This is a genomic window from Achromobacter animicus (assembly GCF_040775605.1).
In the GTDB taxonomy this organism is placed as follows: Bacteria; Pseudomonadota; Gammaproteobacteria; order Burkholderiales; family Burkholderiaceae_B; genus Achromobacter; species Achromobacter animicus.
Genome location: NZ_JAYGJK010000001.1, coordinates 6,049,030 through 6,065,340, shown reverse-complemented (window position 1 = coordinate 6,065,340; position 16,311 = coordinate 6,049,030). Strand labels below are relative to the sequence as shown.

Here is a 16,311-nt window from a genome sequence, read left to right as displayed (position 1 = left end):
GTGTAACGAGCCGAGGGTATTGAAAAGGAACACAGTAAATGTCCACTCAAGGTTTCCTGAAGCCGCGCTCCATTGAAGTCGAACCGGTCGGCACGCACCATGCCAAGATCGTGATGGAGCCGTTCGAGCGTGGCTACGGTCACACGCTGGGCAACGCCCTGCGCCGCATCCTGCTGTCTTCGATGACCGGCTACGCGCCGACCGAAGTCCAGATGACGGGCGTGGTGCACGAATACTCGACTATCCCGGGCGTTCGCGAAGATGTCGTCGACATCCTGCTGAACCTGAAGGGCGTGGTCTTCAAGCTGCACAACCGCGACGAAGTGACGCTGGTTCTGCGCAAGTCCGGCGCCGGCACGGTGCTGGCCAGCGACATCGAGCTGCCGCACGACGTCGAGATCATCAACCCCGGCCACGCCATCTGCAACCTGACGGAAGCAGGCAAGCTGGAAATGCAGATCAAGGTCGAAAAGGGCCGCGGCTACGTGCCGGGCAACGTGCGCGCGCTGTCGGAAGACCGCACCCACACCATCGGCCGCATCGTTCTGGACGCTTCGTTCAGCCCGGTCCGCCGCGTGAGCTACGCCGTTGAAAGCGCCCGCGTTGAACAACGCACCGACCTGGACAAGCTGGTCCTGGACATCGAAACCAACGGCGTGATCTCGCCCGAGGAAGCGGTGCGCCAGTCGGCCCGCATCCTGATGGACCAGATCTCGGTCTTCGCCGCCCTGGAAGGCGCTGGCGATTCGTACGAAGCCCCGGTCCGCGGCACGCCGCAGATCGACCCGGTGCTGCTGCGTCCGGTCGACGACCTGGAGCTGACGGTGCGTTCGGCCAACTGCCTGAAGGCCGAAAACATCTACTACATCGGCGACCTGATCCAGCGTACCGAAAACGAGCTGCTCAAGACCCCGAACCTGGGTCGCAAGTCGCTCAACGAGATCAAGGAAGTGCTGGCTGCACGTGGCCTGACCCTCGGCATGAAGCTCGAGAACTGGCCGCCCCTGGGCCTGGAGCGTCCGTAAATCTTGAAAGGGCGCCGCCCCTGAAAAGGGGCGTCTCCCGCAGCGCCCGGCCTCGCGGTCGGGCAGTTTGCGAAATCGTCGTAAAATGCCCCGTTTTCTACCGGACCGCAGCCTGATTGCAGGCTGATAGAAGAGCCGGCAACCCGATGGCGGAAACGCCTTCTTTAGATTCAAAGGAAACTTATCATGCGTCACGGTAATGGCTTGCGTAAGCTCAACCGCACCAGCAGTCACCGTCTTGCCATGTTCCGCAACATGGCCGTTTCGTTGATCACCCACGAAGCCATCAAGACCACGCTGCCGAAGGCGAAAGAATTGCGCCGCGTCATCGAACCCCTGATCACGCTGGGCAAGGAGCCCACGCTCGCGAACAAGCGTCTGGCTTTTGCCCGTCTGCGCGATCGCGATGCGGTTGTGAAGCTGTTTGCCGAAATCGGCCCGCGCTACGCGGCCCGTAACGGCGGCTACACCCGCGTGCTGAAGATGGGCTTCCGTCAAGGCGACAACGCTCCCATGGCTTTCATGGAACTGGTTGACCGTCCGGAAGTCGATGAAGCCGCTGAGGACAGCGCCGAGTAAATTCGGCAGCTAGATAAGCGACAAGGGCGGGTCTTCGGACCCGCCCTTGTTTTTTTTTGGCACCGCGATGGCGCGCTGCGATTCGCGATGAGGCGCGAATCCACCGATCAGGCGTTGCCCCCATCCTCGCGTTCGCGCCCGCCGCGCAACTGCCCCCGAAGCTCCGCGGCTGTGGCGGCCAACACATCCTGGGGCGGCTGAGGCGGCATCCTGAAAGTCAGGTCCTGCTGCTCGATGTACTGCGTGGACGTCACGTCCTGCGGGTGATGCATCGGAACGACATGGGCGTGCGCGTGCGCGACATGGATGCCCGTGAACGCAAATCCCACGCGCTCGACGCCGTACAGGCGTTTCATCTGGCGGCCCAGCCGCTGGCCCAGGTTGACGATGCTGGCGGCCAGGTCGGCCGGCATGTCTTCGTAATAGGGATAGTGCTGCTTGGGAATGATGAGCGTGTGCCCGGGGCGCACGGGCTGGATGTCGAGGAAGGCCAGCAGGCGATCGTCTTCGTGGATGACGTGCGCGGGAATCTCGTGACGGGCGATGCGGCAGAACAGGCAGTTGTCGGACATGCTTGCCTCGGCGTGTAAGAGGGCGGCGCGGCGGCCTGGCGCGCGGCGGTTCCGGGAAGGTGGCCGCAATACCGATAAAATACCGCGAGTTACATCCCACGCGGGTATCCCAAGGAGGCTCCATGTTGCGCGATGACGACGTCGTGCTGGTCATCAGCAATGCGCCGGACCTGTTGCTGGCCAAACGCATTGCGCACGTGCTCGTCGAAGACGGACTGGCCGCGTGCGTGAACCTCGGCGCGCCCGGGTTGTCCATCTACCTGTGGAACGGAGAGGTCGAAGGGACGGAAGAGATCCCCATCCAGATCAAGACGACCTACGCGCGGCATGCCGCCGTCGTGCAGGCCTTGTCGAAAATGCATCCCTACGACGTTCCCGAGATCATCGTGCTGCCGGTCATCGCCGGCGCAGCGCCATACCTGGACTGGGTGCGCGAGCAGACGGCCATTACGCAGAACAAGAGAAACTGATGTTGCAACTTGCCGGTACGGTCGGCGCGCGCGGACGCGCCGAGAGCGCGACCTCCCCCTTTTTCAGGCACTGCCTGATGCTGCTGGCGATGACCATCCTGTTGTTCGGATGGCAGGCTGCCGCGCGCGCGGATACCGAGTTCCTGGAGCCTGAAAAGGCGTTCGTGTTCAGCGCCAAGATGGCGTCCGCGGACACGCTGGAGCTGCACTACAAGGTCGCGCCCGGCTATTACATGTACCGCGAGCGCTTCGCCATTGCCATCAGCCCCGCCGATGCCACCACGTTGGGCGAGGCCGTTTATCCCAAGGGCGAGGTCAAGTATGACCCGACCTTTGAAAAGGACATGGAGGTCTTCCACGAGGACGTGACGATCCGCGTCCCGGTGGGAGCCGGCGGACAGCCGTTCACGCTGACGCTGACGGGCCAGGGCTGCGCGGATGCCGGCCTATGCTATCCGCCGATGGACAGCACCGTGAAGCTCACGCCCGTGGCAGGTGGATATACGGTGGCGGGCACGGGGCTTGGCGGGGCGTTGGCGCCGCAAGCGGCTTCTGGCGGCTTGTCCGCGCTGGTCAATGCCGGAGACACGGGCCTGGCCGACGCGCTGGGTGGCCTGGGATGGATCAAGACGGCGGGCGTGTTTCTGGTGCTGGGCCTCTTGCTGGCTTTCACGCCCTGCGTGCTGCCCATGATCCCCATCCTGTCGTCCATCGTGCTGGGCGGCGCGCAGCAGGAGCGGCCTAGCCGCGGACGCGGATTGGCTTTGGCCGCCACCTACGTGCTGGGCATGTCGGTGGTGTACACCGCGCTGGGCGTGGCTGCCGGCCTGAGCGGCGCGGGGCTCGCGGCCTGGTTGCAGACGCCGTGGATCCTGACCCTCTTTGCCATCCTGCTGACCGTGCTGGCGCTGGCGATGTTCGATGTCTTCACGTTCCAGATGCCGTCGGGTGTGCAGGCGATGCTGTCCGAGCGCTCGTCGCGCGTGCCGGGCGGACGCTACACCGGCGCCCTGGTCATGGGCGCCTTGTCGGCGCTGATCGTCGGCCCGTGCGTGGCCGCGCCGCTGGCCGGCGCCTTGCTGTATATCTCGCAGACCGGGGACGTGGTCCTGGGCGGATCGGCGCTGTTTGCGATGGCATGGGGGATGGGCGTGCCGCTGTTGATCGTCGGTGCGTCGTCGTCCGCCTTGCTGCCCAAGGCCGGACCGTGGATGGACGGCGTCAAGCGGCTGTTCGGCATGCTGCTGCTGGCGACCGCGTGGTGGATGCTGATTCCCGTCGTGCCCACCTGGGTCCAGATGACGGGGTGGGCGTTCCTGGCTGTCGTGTCGGCCGTGATGCTGCGCGCCTTCGACGCCTTGCCGCAAGGCGCGGGCGCCGGACGCATGTTCGGCAAGGGCCTGGGCCTGTTGCTTGCCCTGGCGGCCGCGGCGTGGCTCGTCGGTGCGGCCAGTGGCGGGCGCGACGTGCTGCAGCCGCTGTCGCACTTGGCCGCGCGCGGCGATGCGCCGGCTGCCGGCGCCGCCGCGGCGGGCGAGGTCCATTTCACGCGTGTGCGCAGCAATGCCGAGCTGGACGCGCTGCTGGCGCAAAGCACCCGGCCGGTGATGCTGGACTTCTATGCGGACTGGTGCGTGTCGTGCCGCGAGATGGAGCGCTTCACCTTCACGGATCCGGGCGTCGCGCAGCGCATGGCGGGCATGGTGCTGGTGCAGGCGGATGTGACCGCGAACAATGCCGACGACCGCGCGCTGCTCAAGCGCTTCCGGCTGTTCGGCCCGCCGGGCATCATGTTCTTCGAGCCGGGCGGTAAGGAAATCGCGGATGCGCGCGTAGTGGGCTTTCAGGACGCAAAGCGCTTCACGGAATCGCTGGACCGCGTGCTCGTGCGTTGAGGGACGAGCACGCTGGCGGCGGGGCATGCGCCAGCGTCTGATGCGCGCAACGCAACGATGCTTGCGTTGAATCAAGAAAGGGCGCGATATACCATGATCGCTTCGCTGCCCGCGCGGCGCATCCCACTCCCTCCAGGCCGGCGCCGTGACGTCCCCCACCGTTGATGCAAGTCAGGACCGGAACGGTCTGATTTATCTTCAATTGATGTTCGTCATGGCCACGTGGGGCCTGAACATCGTCTCCATCAAGTATCTGACCCAGCACATGGACATCCAGGCGCTCGCCGCCGTTCGGATCGTCATTGCGTTCATTACCGTCACCCTCATCATCAAGGCGCGCGGCGGCCGTATCCCGAAGTTGGGTAGCGCGCAGCTGGGCTGGGTGGCGCTTGCCGGCTTTCTGGTGGTGTATGCGCACCAGGTGGCGTTGGTGTCGGGTTTGCGAGTGTCGTCGGCGGCCAATGGCACGCTGATCATGGCCACCAGCCCGTTGCTGTCCGCCTTTCTTGCCGCCATCTTCTACCGTGAAAAACTCACGGTGACCCGCATTGCCGGCGCGCTGCTCGGCCTCCTGGGCGTCGGCATGGTGGTGGTGGGCAGCGGCGCGCAGCTCGGGTTGACCGGCTGGGGCGATGCTGTGGTGTTCGTGGCCGTGCTGGTGTTCGTGTTTGGCGGCCTCGTCATCCAGCGGATGTCACGCATGATGGATCCGCTGGGGATGCTCTGGTACATGTACCTGGCCGGCGGCGTGATGCTGGTGGGACATGCCGCGCTGACGCCGTCCTCGTACCACACTGAGACGTGGCAGATGGCATGGTGGCCTTGGGCGGTGCTGATGTTTTCGGCGGTGGTCGCGTCCGGTATCAGCAACATCGTGTGGAACGCGGGCATCGCGCGGCTGGGGATCAGCCGCGCCGCGCTGTTCGTGAACTGGCTGCCGATCTTCGGGCTGCTGTTCGCGGCCCTGTTCGTGGACGAGCACGTCACGCTGACGCATGTCGTCGGTCTGGGCTGTGTGTTGGGCGGGACGTGGCTGGGACTGCGCCGCGGCGCGCAGCCGGCGCGGGCGGCCGCCGCAAAGGCTTGATGGCGGGGATTGCCGGCGTCCTGGCCGGCGGGTGGCGCCGAGCGCAGACGGCCAAAGCCGCCGCGCCCGGAGGTCTTTCTAGCGCTGGCTTTTCAGCAGCTTGGCCGCTTCGATGGCGAAGTACGTCAGGATGCCGTCGGCGCCGGCGCGCTTGAAGGCCAGCAGCGCTTCCATCATGACCTTGTCGTGATCCAGCCAGCCATTGGCGGCGGCCGCCTTGATCATGGCGTATTCGCCGCTGACCTGGTAGGCGAAGGTCGGCACGCGGAACGTGTCCTTGACCCGGCGCAGCACGTCCAGGTAAGGCATGCCCGGCTTGACCATCACCATGTCGGCGCCTTCCTGCAGGTCGCCGGCCACTTCACGCAGCGCCTCGTCGATGTTGCCCGGATCCATCTGGTAGGCCATCTTGTTGGACTTGCCCAGATTGGTGGCCGAGCCCACGGCATCGCGGAAGGGGCCGTAGAACGCGCTGGCGTACTTGGCCGAATACGCCATGATGCGCGTATGGATGTGGCCATTGGCCTCGAGCGCGCGACGCACCGCGCCGATGCGGCCGTCCATCATGTCGCTGGGGGCGACCATGTCGACGCCGGCTTCGGCCTGCGTGAGCGCCTGCTTGACCAGGATCTCGACGGTGGGTTCGTTGACGACGTAGCCGTCCGCGTCGATGACGCCGTCCTGGCCGTGGCTGGTGTACGGGTCCAGAGCCACATCGCACAGCACGCCCAGTTCCGGGAAACGCGACTTCAGCTCGCGGACCACGCGCGGGATCAGGCCGTCGGGGTTGGTGGCTTCGATGCCGTCCGGGGTCTTCAGCGACGGGTCGATGGCGGGAAACAGCGACAGCACGGGGATGCCCAGCGCCACGCATTCTTCGGCCACGGGCAGCAGCGTGTCCAGCGAATAGCGGACCACGCCGGGCAGCGAGGCCACAGCCTGCCGCAGGCCGGAGCCTTCGGCCACGAAGACGGGGTAGATCAGGTCATTGACCGTCAGTGCGTTCTCGCGCACCAGACGGCGGGTGAAGTCGTCGCGGCGCAGGCGGCGGGGGCGGGAAACCGGAAACTCTGGGGTGATGATCTGCGGGTTCATGGTACGACCTTGGGGGAAATCCAATTTTCGATGTGGGCGCCGGCTTCTTCCAGGCCGATGCGCTCGGGCGCCGAGAAGGGAATCGTGTGCAGCGCGCCGATGTCGGCCAGATCCTTGCGGACCGAGAACACGGTGCGCATGCGCTGACCGTACGGCAGCTTGTCGGCCTTGGTCAGCAGCGCCAGCACCGGGCGGCCGGTGGGTGCAATGAAGTTCGCCAGGCGCCGGTCCAGTTCGGTCACGCCGCGGCGGATGTCGATGAGCAGCACGATGCCGACGAGCGATTCACGGTCGCGCAGGTAGCCGCCCAGGATGTCCGCCCACTTTTCCTTCTCGTTGCGGGCCACGGATGCATAGCCGTAGCCGGGCAGGTCGACCAGATAGCCGATGTGGGCTTCCGGGTCCAGCGGGTCCGGCAGGCCGAACATGTTGATCAGGCGCGTGCGGCCCGGCGTCTTGCTGGAGAACGCAAGACGGCGCTGGTTGCACAGCACGTTGATGGACGTGGACTTGCCGGCGTTGGAGCGGCCGACAAAGCAGACCTCGGGAGCGCCGGCGGGCGGCAACTGGTCGAGGCGAGCCGCGGAAGTGAGGAAGGAGGCGCGATGTAGGAGGGACACGGATGGCTTTCGATACGGTTGGTTTCGAGCCCTATTGTATAATCCGGCGTTTGCTACAGTGGTCCCCGTGCGCGGAGCCGTCTTTTTTGCTTACTGTTTAGCTGTCATCCAGCCGATAAAAGCCCCTTTCGGGCAGCGCTGACGCAGCTTCGCAGAAAGATCGCAAGCAGGACAAGCAAAACAGGTTCGATACGGTTTTACTGCGAGTGCGGGCAGGCGTGGGCGCCTTTTTGCGCCTTGATCGATGTGATCGTCGAGGTCTTCATGAAGCGTGTGCTGTCCCGGATGTTGGTTGCGAGCGGGCTGTTGCTCGGCGCCTCCGCCCTCTCTGCTACGAGTTTCGCCGCCAATGGCGCTGCGGGCCCGGCCAAACCAGATGCCGCCAAGGGCGGTCAGCTGTTTGACCAAGGCGACGCGGCCCGCGGCATCATTGCCTGTGCCTCCTGTCACGGCGCGGCGGGTAACAGCACCATTCCGGTGAACCCGAACCTGGCCGCGCAGCCGCACGAATACCTGGCCAAGCAGCTTGCCGACTTCAAGGTGAAGGAAGGCGCCAAAGCGCCTGTTCGCAACGGCCCGGGCGGCAATCCCAGCCCCATGACCGTCATGGTGCAGAACCTGACGCCGGCCGACATGCAGAACATCGCGCTGTACCTGGCAACGCAGCCGCTCAAAGAGCCCGCCACGGCTGGCCATGAGAACCTGGTTGAGCTAGGTCAAAAGATCTGGCGTGGCGGTTTGCCAGACCGCAACGTCCCGGCTTGCGCGGCATGCCATTCTGCCAATGGCGCCGGGATTCCCGGTCAGTACCCCCGTCTGTCGGGCCAGTTCCCCGTGTACATCGAAGAGCAACTGAAGCTTTTCCGTAGCGGCGACCGCAAGAACGACGTCATGCATGCCATCGCGGACCGCATGTCGGACGCCGACATCAAGGCGGTGTCGGATTACGCGGCCGGCCTTCGGTAAACGATCGGCCGCAACGTGCGCGGCCGGTCCGCGTTGATGCAACTTGCGCGTGCCGGAACCTCGTTCCGTCATGCACTGTCTATGAGGGGGGTAGCCGATAGCGCGGCCCCCCTTTTTTCATGAATTCGACTCGAACCCACTCCCGCCCCTCTTTGCGCAGCCTGCCAGGCGATCTCTTTGAACTTCTGGGTTCGATGCGTTTTGCCGTCAGCCTGCTGATGTTCATCTGCGTGGCCAGCCTCGTAGGAACGGTGCTGCAGCAGAACCGCTCGTCCAACAACTACATCGACCAGTTCGGCCCGTTCTGGTTTGAAGTGTTCGACAAGTTCTCCATCTGGCACGTCTACAACAGCTGGTGGTTCCTGCTGATCATGGGCTTTCTGGTCGTGTCGACCTCGGTGTGCCTGATCCGCAATGCGCCCAAGATGCTGCGCGACGCCCGGTCGTTCCGCGAGCACGTGCGCGAGGGCAGCTTGCGCGCATTCCCGCATCGCGTGGAAACCACCGAGCCCACCGGCGTGCCGCAGACCGTGACCGGCCTGAAGGCGCTGCTGGGCCGCATGGGGTATGCGGTGCGCGTGCGCGAGGACCAGGATGGCGTCCTGCTGGCCGCCAAGAAGGGCAGCGCGAACCGCCTGGGTTATGTGTTTGCCCACGCGGCCATGGTCATCATCTGTATCGGCGGCCTGCTCGACAGCGAGTTGCCGGTGCGCCTGCAGGTCATGTTCGGCGGCAAGCAGCCCATCGTCGACAACATGCTGATCTCCGAAGTGCCGGAAAGCGGCCGCCTGTCGGTCAACAACCCGAGCTTTCGCGCCAGCGTCCTCGTGCCCGAGGGCGGCCAGGCCAGCACCGCGGTCGTGATGGTGGGTGACGGCGCCCTGGTGCAGCCGATGCCCTTCACGCTCAAGCTCAAGAAGTTCGTCGTCGACTATTACTCCACCGGTATGCCCAGCCGCTTCGCCAGCGAAGTCGAGGTCACGGACCCGGACACCGGCAAGACCTTCGATTCCACCATCGAGGTCAACGAACCGCTGCGCTTCAAGGGCATGACGGTCTATCAATCCAGCTTTGACGATGGCGGCAGCACGGTCGCGCTCAAGGGCTATCCGCTGGTGGGCGCCAACGACGCCACGTTCTCGGTCGATGGCACGGTCGGCAAGACCAGCGAGCTCACCGCGCAGACGGCCAAGGGCCCGCGCAGCATGGGCATCGAGATCACGGCCATGCGTCCCATCAACGTCGAGGACCTGACCCGGGGCGACCCCAAGGGCGCCGACCAGAGCTTTGCGGAACACGTGGCATCGGTTGCCGGCAGCGCTGCCGGCAAGAAGAACGAGAACCTGCGCAACGTCGGGCCCAGCGTCGAGTACAAGCTGATCGACGATGCGGGCCAGGCGCACGAATTCCAGAACTACATGCTGCCCGTCGAGCTGGACGGCGCGGCCGTGTTCCTGGCCGGCGTGCGCAACAACGCGTCCGAGCCGTTCCGCTATCTGCGCATTCCGGCCGACGACGACAGCACCATCGCTGAATTCATGCGCCTGCGCGCCACCCTGGCCGATCCGGCCGCGCGCAAGGAAGCCGCCCGCCGCTTTGCCGAACGCAACAGCCCATCGGGCGCGGACCGCCAACCGCTGGAAACCGCGGCAGAGCGCGCGCTGGACACCTTTGCCGCCGGCGGCCTGCAGGCCGTCGCGGCTTTCCTGCAAGCCAATACGCCGGCCCCGGATCTTGAGCGCGCGGCCGATGTCGTGATCCGCCTGATCGGCGCCAGCATGAACGAATTGCGCGCCATCGCGCGCGAACGCGCGGGTCAGCCGCCCGTGCCCGTCGAGGGCCAGGAGGGCGAACGTGCGGCGGTGTGGTCGCGCCTGGCAGTGGCGGCGCTGTCCGACCTGACCGTCTATCCCGCGCCGGTGTTCCTGTCGCTGGCCGACTTCAATCACGTGCAGGCCAGCGTGTTCCAGGTCAGCCGCACGCCGGGCAAAAACACGGTCTACCTGGGCAGCCTGCTGCTGGTCCTGGGCGTGTTCTCCATGTTCTACATTCGCGATCGTCGTGTCTGGATCTGGGTCAAGCCGCAAGGCGGCGGCAGCAGCGTCCTGGCGGCCATGACGTCTCAGAAGCGTACACTTGACTTCAATCAAGAGTTTGAACGCTTCAAGCAGGCGCTGCTGCGCCAGAAAAAAGGGTCCTGAGGTTATTTATGTCCACGACGACCACCACGCAACCCCCGTCGCCTGAAACGCTCTGGCAGGACGCCTTATCCGAAACCGGCGACAGCCGCGCGCAACGCGGCAAGCCCGACTGGACCGACATCGTCTTCTTTTTGCTGCTGGCAGCGGGCGCGGGATTCGCGCTGACCCGCTACGGGCACGCGATGGACTACTACGAGAAGATCATCCTGTGCGGCACGGTGCCCGCGGTGGCCTGGCTGGGCTGGCTGTGGCGGCCGCTGCGCCGGCTGATGATCGCCTGTGCGATCTCGTCGGGCCTGGCGCTGATGCTCTATGGCACCGACCTCGCCCGCGCCGAGCAGGTGTTCTTCCTGAAGTTTCTGTTTTCTTCGCAGTCCGCCATTCTTTGGATGAGCGCGCTGTTTGCGCTGTCGATGGTGTGCTACTGGATCGGCCTTTTCAGCCCGACGGCTGCCTGGCTGGGCACGGCGCTGAATTGGGGCGCGGTGTTTGCTGGCGTCACGGGTCTGCTCGTGCGCTGGCGCGAGGGCCATCTGATGGGTCCGGACCTGGGTCATATCCCGGTCAGCAACCTGTATGAAGTCTTCGTGCTGTTTTGCCTCATCACGGCGCTGTTCTATCTGTACTACGAACGCAAGTACGCCACGCGCGCGCTGGGCGGCTTCGTGATGCTGGTGGTCACCTCGGCCGTCGTGTTCCTGCTCTGGTATTCGTTCACGCGCGACGCGGGACAGATCCAGCCGCTGGTGCCCGCGCTAAAAAGCTGGTGGATGAAACTGCACGTGCCCGCCAATTTCATCGGCTACGGCACGTTCTCGCTGGCGGCGATGGTGGGCTTTGCGTACCTGGTCAAGCAGCACGGTCAGACCACGTCGTGGGCCAAGCTGGCGCCGCTGTTCATCCTGGGCGTGTTGCTATGCGCCGAGCCGATGGTGTTCCGCACCGATGGCCTGTCGGCCACCTGGATGCTGTACTTCGGCGTGGGCGCGGTGATCGTGGGCGCCATTCTTCTGGGCCGCCGCCGCATCGCGGAGGCGCTACCCTCGCTGGAAGTGCTGGACGACATCATGTATCGCGCCATCGCGATCGGGTTCGCCTTCTTCACGGTGGCCACCATTTTGGGGGCGCTGTGGGCCGCCGACGCGTGGGGCGCGTACTGGCAGTGGGACCCGAAGGAAACCTGGGCGCTGATCGTCTGGCTGAATTACGCGGCTTGGCTGCACATGCGGCTTATCAAGGGCCTGCGTGGCGCGATGGCTGCCTACTGGGCGCTGATAGGCCTGTTGATCACGGGGTTTGCGTTCCTGGGCGTGAACATGTTCCTGTCGGGCCTGCACTCGTACGGCCAGCTTTAACGCCGCGAATATCCCGGCAGACGAACGAAGGCCCCTGCATGCAGGGGCCTTTGTCTTTTGCGCGACGCCGGTTCAGGGTAGCAGCGATTCGCCGCGAAGCTGGTCCGCGAGGGTTTCGCGCTGGCGCACGACATAGTATTTGTCGCCGTCGACCATGACCTCGGCCGGGCGCCCGCGCGAGTTGTAGTTGCTGGCCATGGTCATGCCGTAGGCGCCGGCCGATTCCACCGCCAGCACGTCGCCCTGGCGGATGGTCAGCAGGCGCTGCTTTGCCAGCCAGTCGGCGCTTTCGCACACAGGGCCGACGAGGTCGTATTCGGCGGGGTCGCCGGCGCGCGGGTGCAGCGGTTGCACGCCATGGAACGCGTCATAGAGCGCCGGGCGCAGCAGGTCGTTCATGGCTGCGTCGACGATAGCGAAATTGCGGGCTTCGGCATGCTTGATGTACTGGACGGTGGTGAGCAGTACGCCGGCGTTGCCGACGAGCGAGCGTCCCGGTTCCAGCACCAGTTGCAGATGACCTTGGCCGCGCGCGTTCAACCGTTCAAAAACGCGGTCGAGCAGGGCGCGGGGCGAAGGCGGCGTCTCGTCCAGGTAGCGGATGCCCAGTCCACCGCCCAGGTCCAGGTGTTCGATAGCGATGCCCGCCTGTTGCAGGCTTTCGATCAGGTCCAGCAGCTTTTCGAGGGCATCGAAGTAGGGACTGATGTCGGTGAGCTGCGAGCCGATGTGGCAGTCCACGCCGACGATCTGAAGACCAGGCAGCGACTGCGCAGTGCGGTAGGCCTCGAGCGCGTCGCCGATGGCGATGCCGAATTTGTTTTCCTTCAGGCCGGTCGAGATGTACGGGTGCGTGCGGGCGTCGACGTCCGGGTTCACGCGCAGCGACACGGGGGCGCGCAGGCCCATGTGTGCCGCGACGTCGGACAGGCGGTGCAGTTCGTCGACCGATTCGACGTTGAAGCACTTTACGCCGGCGTGCAGGGCATCGCGCATTTCCCAGGCTTGCTTGCCTACGCCCGAAAACACGATGCGGGAGGCATCGGCGCCCGCGGCGAGCGCCCGATGCAATTCGCCACCCGACACGATGTCAAAACCGGCGCCCAACCGCGCGAACTCGCCCAGCACAGCCAGGTTGGAGTTGGCCTTCATGCCGTAGCAGACGAGCACGGGGCGTTGCCCGATGGCGCTGCAATAGGATTGCCACGCGGCTTTCAGTGCCGCGCGGGAGTAGACGTAAAGGGGCGTTCCCAACCGTTCGGCCAGATGGTCAAGCGGCACATCTTCGGCGTACAACACATTATTGCGGTACTGGAAGTAGGGATGGCCGGCCAATTCTGGCGGGGTCGGGAACGGAGGCGTCATGGGAGGGCCGGGGCAGGAGGGATCTGCGTCGGCGGCGCGGTCTGCTGCGTGCTGGCCGGCGCCTTGCCTTCAGGGGGCGGCGGCATGTAGAGCGGCCCCTTGTACCCGCAGGCCGCCACGATGCCGGTCGCCATGAGCGTGGCTACAATGCGAAGAGCCATGCGGCTGTATGCCAATTGGAACACTGGGAACTCCGTAATTCTTGCAGGCTCGATTATGACCGAAACCGAATTTCTTGCGTTGATCGACCAGGTGCTGGACAGCATCGAAAGCCAGGCCGATGACTGGGCGGCTTCGCTCGACGTCGATGTCGAAACCAGCCGCAGCGGCAATGTGCTGACCATGGTTTTCGAGGACAACACCCACGTCGTGGTGAACAGCCAGGCCGCCATGCAGGAGCTGTGGGTCGCCGCGCGCAGCGGCGGCTTCCACTACCGCTTTGATGGCCAGCACTGGAACGATACCCGGGGAGGACCGCAGCTGCCGGACGCCCTGTCTCAGATCTGCTCCGCTGCCGCCGGCGTCCCCGTGACGATACGGCTGTAAAAAAGGCCGGCCCAGTGGGCCGGCCTTTTTGCATCAGAAAGGAATCTTCTGCGACCAGGGCGTGGTGGTTTGCGTCCCCACGCCCGGCGCGACCTTGATCCGGGTGTCCTCGCTGGAGCTGCTGCTCAGGCCATTCAGGAATTCACCCAGCGTGTCGGCTTCGGGCAGTCCGAGGCGCGCCACGGCTTGTCCCGGCGGAAACTCCGAGAAGTAGAACTCGCCGTTTTCGACGAGCAGACCGTCCGGACGCGGACGCTGCTTTTCTTCCGGCACGCCCTTCAGCACGCTCTGCATGTAGTCCACCCAGATCGGCATGGCGACGCCACCGCCGGTTTCGCGCGAACCCAGCGACTTGGGCTGGTCAAAGCCCAGCCAGGCGGTTGCCGCCAGCGTCGGCGTGTAGCCCGAGAACCAGGCGTCCACGGATTCGTTGGTCGTGCCCGTCTTGCCGGCGATGTCGCCGCGCTTGAGGAGCGCCCGGGCGCGCGCCGCGGTGCCGTACGTGGTGACGCCGCGCAGGATGTCGTCCATGACCCAGGCGGTGCGCGGGTCGATGGCGCGGGCTGCCGCGTCGCCGGCCACAACCGGCTTGGATTGCATGATGACCTTGCCGCTGCTGTCGGTGACACGGTCGATGAGATAAGGCGTGACGCGGTAGCCGCCGTTGGCGAACACCGAGAAGGCGCCGGCCAGTTGCAGCGGCGTGACCGAACCTGCGCCCAGCGCCAGCGGCAGCACGGCGGGCTGGCGCGCCTTGTCAAAGCCGAAGCGGGTCAGGTAATCCTGCGCGTACTGCGGGCCGATGGCCTGCAGGATGCGGATCGACACCATGTTCTTGGACTTGTACAGGCCTTGGCGCAGCGTCAGCATGGGCTCGTACTGGTTCCCGTAGTTCTTGGGATTCCAGGCCTTCGAGCCGGTTTGCGCGGCGGTCAGTTCGAACGGCTGGTCCGAGATCTGCGTGCCCGGCGTCAGGCCGCGTTCCAGCGAGGCGGCGTAGATGAAGGGCTTGATGTTCGAGCCCGGCTGGCGCCATGCCTGTGTCACGCGGTTGAAGTTGCCGCGGTAGAAATCGAAGCCGCCGACCATGGCACGGATGGCGCCGTCCTGCGGCGACAGCGCCACGAAGGCTGCCTGCACCGACGGCAGGTTGATGATTTCCCAGTTGTCGCCGAACTTGCGGATGTAGACCACGGAGCCGCGCTTGATGCGCTGTTCGGGCTTGGCCTTGTCGTTCAGCGCGCGGGCCACGACACCCAGCACCTTCTTGTCCGTCACGGTGATGACTTCGCGCGAGCTGCGCGCCAGCTTCACTTCGGTGGGGCTGGCCGACAGCACGACCGCGGTCAGCAGGTCGCCGCTGTCGGGGAACTTGTCGAACACGCCATCCAGGAACTCGTCCAGCGCGGCGGGATTGTTCTCGGTGCCGGCGGGCAGGTCCAGCTGTTCTTCCGGGCCGGGGTAGGGCGCGCGGCGCGTGTATTCCAGCACGCCTTCGCGCACGGCGCGGTAGGCGGCTTCCTGGTCCTTGGACTGCACGGTCGTGTAGATGTTGATGCCGCGCGAATAGACGTTGTCCTGGTACACGTTGTAGAGGAGCTGGCGCGCCAGCTCGGCCACGTATTCGCCATGGATGGAATAGCCGCCGGCCGGGGTGCCTTCGGCGGACTTCATGACGATGGGCTGCGCCATCGCCTGCTTGTATTCGGGTTCGGTCAGGTAGCCCAGCGAGTGCATGCGGCCCAGCACGTAGCGCTGGCGGAGTTCGGCGCGGGGGCGGTTGGCAATGGGGTTGAAGCGCGAGGGGGCCTTGGGGATGCCGGCCAGCATGGCGGCTTCGGCCGGCGTAATTTCGGACAGCGGCTTGCCGAAATACGTGCGCGACGCGGCCGCAAACCCGTAGGCGCGATGGCCCAGGTAGATCTGGTTCATGTAGAGCTCGAGGATCTGGTCCTTGGTGAGCTCGGATTCAATCTTGAAGGTCAGCAGCAGTTCGTAGAACTTGCGTGAATAGGTCTTTTCGGACGACAGGTAGAAGTTGCGTGCGACCTGCATCGTGATCGTGCTGGCGCCCTGCGTCTTGGACATGTTGATCAGGTTGGTCAGGCCGGCCCGCACCACGCCCATCCAGTCGATCCCGCCGTGCTGATAGAAGCGGTCGTCCTCGGCCGCCAGGACCGCCGATTTCATGACGTCCGGGATTTCGTTGAAGCGCAGCACGTTGCGGCGTTCTTCGCCGAACTCGCCGATGAGGACGCGGTCTGCGGTGTACACGCGCAGCGGCACCCGCGGACGGTAGTCCGTCATGGCGTTCAGGTCGGGCAGGTTGGGCCACGCGAGCGCCAGCGCCATGCCCGCGAGCAGGACGCCGCACAGGAACAGGCCGGCGAAAAGGATGCCGGTTTTAACGAAGAACCGCAGTATCGGGGAGCCGCTGCTGGCGGGCTTGTCTTTCTTGGAGGAATTCTGGGGCTTGCTCATCGCGGCGATTTTACGGGTATCTCCGGTCCCGCCTCATCGTGGCGGATCGGTTTC

The 16,311-nt window shown here is 65.2% G+C and carries 15 protein-coding genes; 9 read left to right on the top strand and 6 right to left on the bottom strand.

Annotation, left to right across the window (positions count from 1 at the left end):
- Positions 1-38: 38 nt before the first annotated feature.
- Both AB3147_RS27745 and rplQ read left to right on the top strand, forming a co-directional pair.
- The gene (locus AB3147_RS27745) at positions 39-1,025 is read left to right on the top strand and encodes a DNA-directed RNA polymerase subunit alpha (RefSeq protein WP_008169002.1); all 987 of its coding nucleotides are present in this window, start codon (positions 39-41) and stop codon (positions 1,023-1,025) included.
- A 186-nt stretch (positions 1,026-1,211) separates the two neighbouring features.
- On the top strand, positions 1,212-1,604 hold the full coding sequence (gene rplQ, locus AB3147_RS27740) for a 50S ribosomal protein L17 (RefSeq protein WP_006389635.1): 393 nt from the start codon (positions 1,212-1,214) through the stop codon (positions 1,602-1,604).
- A gap of 107 nt (positions 1,605-1,711) precedes the next feature.
- Here rplQ and AB3147_RS27735 read toward each other — a convergent pair whose 3' ends face one another.
- On the bottom strand, positions 1,712-2,176 hold the full coding sequence (locus tag AB3147_RS27735; protein WP_175136922.1) for an HIT family protein: 465 nt from the start codon (positions 2,174-2,176) through the stop codon (positions 1,712-1,714).
- Positions 2,177-2,298: 122 nt separating this feature from the next.
- Here AB3147_RS27735 and cutA point away from each other — a divergent pair, with 122 nt between their 5' ends.
- The 3 genes from cutA (at position 2,299) to AB3147_RS27720 (ending at position 5,628) form a co-directional block, all read left to right on the top strand.
- Positions 2,299-2,646, top strand: a complete 348-nt coding sequence (gene cutA, locus AB3147_RS27730; protein WP_175136921.1) for a divalent-cation tolerance protein CutA — start codon at positions 2,299-2,301, stop codon at positions 2,644-2,646.
- Complete coding sequence (gene dsbD, locus AB3147_RS27725) at positions 2,646-4,541, top strand: protein-disulfide reductase DsbD (protein ID WP_438861013.1); 1,896 nt, start codon at positions 2,646-2,648, stop codon at positions 4,539-4,541. The genes cutA and dsbD overlap by 1 nt, the downstream gene beginning before the upstream one ends.
- A gap of 205 nt (positions 4,542-4,746) precedes the next feature.
- Positions 4,747-5,628 (top strand): DMT family transporter, encoded by an 882-nt coding sequence (locus AB3147_RS27720; RefSeq protein ID WP_367353601.1) that lies wholly within the window; start codon positions 4,747-4,749, stop codon positions 5,626-5,628.
- Positions 5,629-5,706: 78 nt separating this feature from the next.
- On the opposite strand, the gene hemB is transcribed toward AB3147_RS27720, so the two are convergent.
- Positions 5,707-6,723, bottom strand: a complete 1,017-nt coding sequence (hemB, locus tag AB3147_RS27715) for a porphobilinogen synthase (protein ID WP_175124776.1) — start codon at positions 6,721-6,723, stop codon at positions 5,707-5,709.
- Positions 6,720-7,343 carry a ribosome biogenesis GTP-binding protein YihA/YsxC gene (yihA, locus tag AB3147_RS27710; RefSeq protein ID WP_056571052.1) on the bottom strand — a complete coding sequence of 208 codons (624 nt, stop codon included), beginning with the start codon at positions 7,341-7,343 and terminating at the stop codon, positions 6,720-6,722. Before yihA ends, hemB begins: the two co-directional genes overlap by 4 nt.
- Before the next feature lie 264 nt (positions 7,344-7,607).
- Between yihA and AB3147_RS27705 the strand changes: the two genes are divergently transcribed.
- From AB3147_RS27705 to ccsB, 3 genes are all read left to right on the top strand, one after another.
- Positions 7,608-8,309, top strand: a complete 702-nt coding sequence (locus tag AB3147_RS27705; RefSeq protein ID WP_175124857.1) for a c-type cytochrome — start codon at positions 7,608-7,610, stop codon at positions 8,307-8,309.
- A 119-nt stretch (positions 8,310-8,428) separates the two neighbouring features.
- The gene (locus tag AB3147_RS27700; protein ID WP_175124775.1) at positions 8,429-10,510 is read left to right on the top strand and encodes a cytochrome c biogenesis protein ResB; all 2,082 of its coding nucleotides are present in this window, start codon (positions 8,429-8,431) and stop codon (positions 10,508-10,510) included.
- 8 nt (positions 10,511-10,518) lie between these two features.
- Entirely contained in the window at positions 10,519-11,865 is a 1,347-nt protein-coding gene (gene ccsB, locus AB3147_RS27695; RefSeq protein WP_175136918.1) for a c-type cytochrome biogenesis protein CcsB, read from the top strand.
- Between the two features lie 72 nt (positions 11,866-11,937).
- Here the strand turns inward: ccsB and lysA are convergent, their stop codons facing one another.
- Both lysA and lptM read right to left on the bottom strand, forming a co-directional pair.
- Positions 11,938-13,230 (bottom strand): diaminopimelate decarboxylase, encoded by a 1,293-nt coding sequence (lysA, locus tag AB3147_RS27690; RefSeq protein ID WP_367353472.1) that lies wholly within the window; start codon positions 13,228-13,230, stop codon positions 11,938-11,940.
- Positions 13,227-13,391 (bottom strand): LPS translocon maturation chaperone LptM, encoded by a 165-nt coding sequence (lptM, locus tag AB3147_RS27685; RefSeq protein ID WP_313699793.1) that lies wholly within the window; start codon positions 13,389-13,391, stop codon positions 13,227-13,229. Before lptM ends, lysA begins: the two co-directional genes overlap by 4 nt.
- A 55-nt stretch (positions 13,392-13,446) precedes the next feature.
- On the opposite strand from lptM, the gene cyaY reads away from it, so the two are divergent.
- A complete protein-coding gene (cyaY, locus tag AB3147_RS27680) occupies positions 13,447-13,776 on the top strand; it encodes an iron donor protein CyaY (protein ID WP_175124771.1) in 330 nt (109 codons plus the stop codon).
- A gap of 33 nt (positions 13,777-13,809) precedes the next feature.
- Here the strand turns inward: cyaY and AB3147_RS27675 are convergent, their stop codons facing one another.
- Positions 13,810-16,257, bottom strand: coding sequence for a penicillin-binding protein 1A (locus AB3147_RS27675; RefSeq protein ID WP_175124770.1), 2,448 nt, complete (start codon positions 16,255-16,257; stop codon positions 13,810-13,812).
- Between the last annotated feature and the right edge of the window lie 54 nt (positions 16,258-16,311).

What these genes read in the sequence shown, in the direction of transcription:
- AB3147_RS27745 (WP_008169002.1), top strand. Translation starts at nt 39, where the DNA reads ATGTCCACTCAAGGTTTCCTGAAGCCGCGCTCCATTGAAGTCGAACCG.
- AB3147_RS27700 (WP_175124775.1), top strand. Translation starts at nt 8,429, where the DNA reads ATGAATTCGACTCGAACCCACTCCCGCCCCTCTTTGCGCAGCCTGCCA.
- lptM (WP_313699793.1), bottom strand. Translation starts at nt 13,391, where the DNA reads ATGGCTCTTCGCATTGTAGCCACGCTCATGGCGACCGGCATCGTGGCG.
- cutA (WP_175136921.1), top strand. Translation starts at nt 2,299, where the DNA reads ATGTTGCGCGATGACGACGTCGTGCTGGTCATCAGCAATGCGCCGGAC.
- dsbD (WP_438861013.1), top strand. Translation starts at nt 2,646, where the DNA reads ATGTTGCAACTTGCCGGTACGGTCGGCGCGCGCGGACGCGCCGAGAGC.
- cyaY (WP_175124771.1), top strand. Translation starts at nt 13,447, where the DNA reads ATGACCGAAACCGAATTTCTTGCGTTGATCGACCAGGTGCTGGACAGC.
- AB3147_RS27735 (WP_175136922.1), bottom strand. Translation starts at nt 2,176, where the DNA reads ATGTCCGACAACTGCCTGTTCTGCCGCATCGCCCGTCACGAGATTCCC.
- hemB (WP_175124776.1), bottom strand. Translation starts at nt 6,723, where the DNA reads ATGAACCCGCAGATCATCACCCCAGAGTTTCCGGTTTCCCGCCCCCGC.
- AB3147_RS27705 (WP_175124857.1), top strand. Translation starts at nt 7,608, where the DNA reads ATGAAGCGTGTGCTGTCCCGGATGTTGGTTGCGAGCGGGCTGTTGCTC.
- ccsB (WP_175136918.1), top strand. Translation starts at nt 10,519, where the DNA reads ATGTCCACGACGACCACCACGCAACCCCCGTCGCCTGAAACGCTCTGG.
- AB3147_RS27675 (WP_175124770.1), bottom strand. Translation starts at nt 16,257, where the DNA reads ATGAGCAAGCCCCAGAATTCCTCCAAGAAAGACAAGCCCGCCAGCAGC.
- rplQ (WP_006389635.1), top strand. Translation starts at nt 1,212, where the DNA reads ATGCGTCACGGTAATGGCTTGCGTAAGCTCAACCGCACCAGCAGTCAC.
- lysA (WP_367353472.1), bottom strand. Translation starts at nt 13,230, where the DNA reads ATGACGCCTCCGTTCCCGACCCCGCCAGAATTGGCCGGCCATCCCTAC.
- AB3147_RS27720 (WP_367353601.1), top strand. Translation starts at nt 4,747, where the DNA reads ATGTTCGTCATGGCCACGTGGGGCCTGAACATCGTCTCCATCAAGTAT.